The 3,383-nt window shown below is 40.7% G+C and carries 2 protein-coding genes and 3 tRNA genes; all 5 read right to left on the bottom strand.

Annotated elements, in window-relative coordinates; genetic code table 11:
• Positions 1 to 1,337, bottom strand: a 1,337-nt coding sequence (locus GPK60_RS04925; RefSeq protein WP_215658987.1) for a leucine-rich repeat domain-containing protein, incomplete at its 3' end; no start/stop codon positions are given.
• A gap of 315 nt (positions 1,338 to 1,652) precedes the next feature.
• Positions 1,653 to 2,741 (bottom strand): GTP-binding protein, encoded by a 1,089-nt coding sequence (locus tag GPK60_RS04920; RefSeq protein ID WP_215658986.1) that lies wholly within the window; start codon positions 2,739 to 2,741, stop codon positions 1,653 to 1,655.
• Between the two features lie 240 nt (positions 2,742 to 2,981).
• Positions 2,982 to 3,052, bottom strand: a tRNA-Cys gene (locus GPK60_RS04915).
• A gap of 4 nt (positions 3,053 to 3,056) precedes the next feature.
• A tRNA-Glu gene (locus GPK60_RS04910) sits at positions 3,057 to 3,128 on the bottom strand.
• Positions 3,129 to 3,176: 48 nt separating this feature from the next.
• A tRNA-Asn gene (locus tag GPK60_RS04905) sits at positions 3,177 to 3,248 on the bottom strand.
• Positions 3,249 to 3,383: the final 135 nt, after the last annotated feature.

Below are 3,383 nucleotides of genomic sequence, written 5' to 3'. Positions count from 1 at the left end.
CTGTAATACTTCTTTCCTTTTGCTGTTCTATACCAGGCACGGATTTTGTAATATTTCTTTGTTGATGCCTTGAATGTGATTTTTGTTTTGCCGGTCACTTTTTTGATGACTTTGTAGGTTCCGTTTTTCGTATCGGAACAGCTGATCTCATACCCTTCTTCGCCTCCGGATTTATCCCATGTAAATACTGTTGTATTTTTATTTGGAACGCTGTCTGCTGAAAAATACGGAGCCCGAGGCTGGACAACGACTTTCAGTTTTACTTTCTTTTTGCTTCCGCTCTTTAACTGAACGGTGATCGTTGCTTTTCCGTTTTTCTTTGCCGTCATCATACCCTTTGCATTTACAGATACCACTTTGGAATTGCTGCTGCTGAATTTTACATTACGTTTGGCAGCATAAACCGGCGTTACCTGATAAAGCACTCTCTTCTTTGCACCGATCGGCATACTGATCCGCTTTGTGCTCAGTGACAGGTCTGTCGCTTTGTAAGAAGTTTTGACTGGATCTATGATCGTATATGGAAGGTGATTTTTCTTCGCATACTTATGTGCGGCAGAATTGTTGGCACAATAGATCATTTTTACCTGTCCGTACTGATCCGTTTTCTTAAATGCATTTTTACCGATCTTCTTTACACTTGCCGGGATATAAATTTCAAGTTTCGGACATCCGGAAAATGCTTCTGCACCAATCTCGGTGACTCCTTCCGGAATGTATACGGTTCTCAGATCCGGACTGTTTCCCAAAAAATATTTTCCGATTTTCTTTGTTGAAGACGGAAGCTCCATCTTTCGGAGTTTCCAAATATCATTGATCCCGCTCACATTTGTAGTTCCTGCCGGAATAATAATTTGCTCAACATCACCTTCGGATATCATTCCCGGTGTGATAGTCGGAGACTTCGGTAATGTAATAGAGCCAAAACTTGCACCGCTGATTTCAATATCTTTTACAGAATCCGGGAGTACTAAATTGAGCCGTGTAAGATAGCTCGGTCCGTCCTCTTCTCCATCAATGTAAATTCCTGTGACCGGTTTGCCTCTTACTTCCGAACGAGGCTTAAAAGTAATGCCTTCCGGAAATTCTTCGTCATTATCATCAAATGCTACGATCCGGTAACTGTCTTTCTCCGGAAGATACTGATATACCACACGGTCTACCACGATCGCTCTTTCATAGCGATTGGCTACATAGTCCTCTCCATCATCGTGATGGATGTAGACATCCTTTTCCGTTGGCTGTGCAATCTCCTCTGCCCGGACATTCTGATGGAGACAGAATACGAGAGCCAGCATTGCAACCGACGTGAACAATTTCAAAAATTTCTTCTTCATAAAACCACCCTTTCCCTGTTCAGAATCGCATATCAGGCATCACTTACGTTCATGCAGCCTGAGGTATTTGTAATTTCTTTATACTCCACAATTTATCAAAAAACAATACCTCTGATTTCACTTTTACATTATATTTACATTTTGAAAATATAATGTAAAAACAATGGATTAGAGATAAGTAGAAAACATTGCGTCTGAAAAACAATTCCCGCTTAAACAACCTCTGGCAGGTCAGGAGCTTTTGACAGCATCTTAACAAAACACTCGGTATTTCAATTCTTTACGCCTGCCATGAAACCACCGACAACTTCTTATTTATTTCTCAAACCCTTCTGTGCAATGCCTCTCCAGGCATTCTTCTATCTTCTCCTGTTTCAGCCCTGCCCCGATCATAATCAGCACTTCCTGTCCTTCTTTTACCGGCTGGATGCTGATATTTTTGCGTGTCGCATTAAATTCTTTCCAGGACTCTGCTTTTGTGATTCTTGGTTTATCTACTTTTTCCATTTTATCTTCCATTTTATTTTCCATCATTACTTCTTCTTTGTAGTTGGTATTTAAGAATCCTTTGATTCTGAAAATATGCCCGCAGTCCGGATTTTGAAAAAGCTCTTCCGCCGCTTTTTTCATATTTTCCACGCTGATTTTTTTATTCAAAAAGTACAGGGATTCAAAAACGGAATCCTGCTCAAAATCCAGCTTCTGATAATTTTCCGGTGTATAGCCGGCTGACATCAGATCCTGGAAATCTGCTTTTGTCAGCGTATCCCAATTTTTACACAGACAATCTTTTTCCTCTATCACACGCTCACATTTGATTTGTTTTAATGCAATGTTGATATGTGCAAGCACTTTGGAAATCGATTCTTCTGCCTTTGCAATAGATTCTTTTTCTTCCATTTGTGCCTCTTTTTCTGTTTTCAGATTTTTACCTATTTTGCTGAAAACAATCTTGCCTGCACTGGCTGCTTCGCTCGCAAGAATATAATTTTCTTCTTCCGACATCTCTTCTTCCAGATTTGCATCCACGATCGTAATGACGCTGCCCGGTTCATACCAGCGATCCAGAGGCTCTTCGTGCAGAATATCAAAAAATTCATCCACATCAAAAATGCCGGACGGCTCAACCAGAATCCGGTCATATCCACACATTCCCATGGAGATCAGTTTTGTTTTGAATCTTCTGCGATGTGTTTCCGGATCACATCCACCAGAGATCATTTCCAGCTCGCACTGATCGCCCATCAGATCCTGAAGCATCATCATATCTACATTGACTGCACCAAAATCATTTTCCAGAATACCAATATTTTTTCCACTGTCCATCAGATATTTTGCACATTTTCTTATAAAGGTTGTCTTTCCTGCACCAAGAAATCCGGTGATCAAATCTATTTTTATCATTTTATCGTTCATCCTCCTTATCATTTATTCAAACATGTCGGGATCTATAAACTAATATCAGCAATGAGAAATTAAAGCATGCCTTTACTGCCATTTGATACAAACTTATTGCCCGTCACCACATATCTGATGTAGTTATAAGCGAAAATCCACACTTTGTCCAGTCTTCCTTTTCAACAGAATTTTTCATATAGCACAAAAAAAGTTCTGAAATCAATTTGATTTCAGAACTTTAATTCAAGGCGACAACCAGATTTGAACTGGTGATCAGGGTGTTGCAGACCCACGCCTTACCACTTGGCTATGTCGCCATAATGACTCCTACGAGAATCGAACTCGTGTTACCGCCGTGAAAGGGCGATGTCTTAACCGCTTGACCAAGGAGCCAGATTTAAGATATAAATATGCACGTAGTATGAACATACCGCGTGCTAACTCCCCGAGTTGGGCTCGAACCAACAACCCTTCGGTTAACAGCCGAATGCTCTACCATTGAGCTATCGAGGATCACAAAGGCATGTGCCTTCAAAACCGCATACAGACTATAAATCCTACATCTTTTTTCTATCCTGAACCTCACACTCTCGTGCTTGGTTAAGCCTTCGACCTATTAGTAGCAGTCAGCTCCATACATTACTGCAC

Origin of the sequence: Ruminococcus sp. MCC718, from assembly GCF_018783905.1 — a bacterium.
Lineage (GTDB): Bacteria > Bacillota > Clostridia > Lachnospirales > Lachnospiraceae > Hominisplanchenecus > Hominisplanchenecus faecis.
This window is presented reverse-complemented; position numbering and strand designations above follow the sequence as displayed.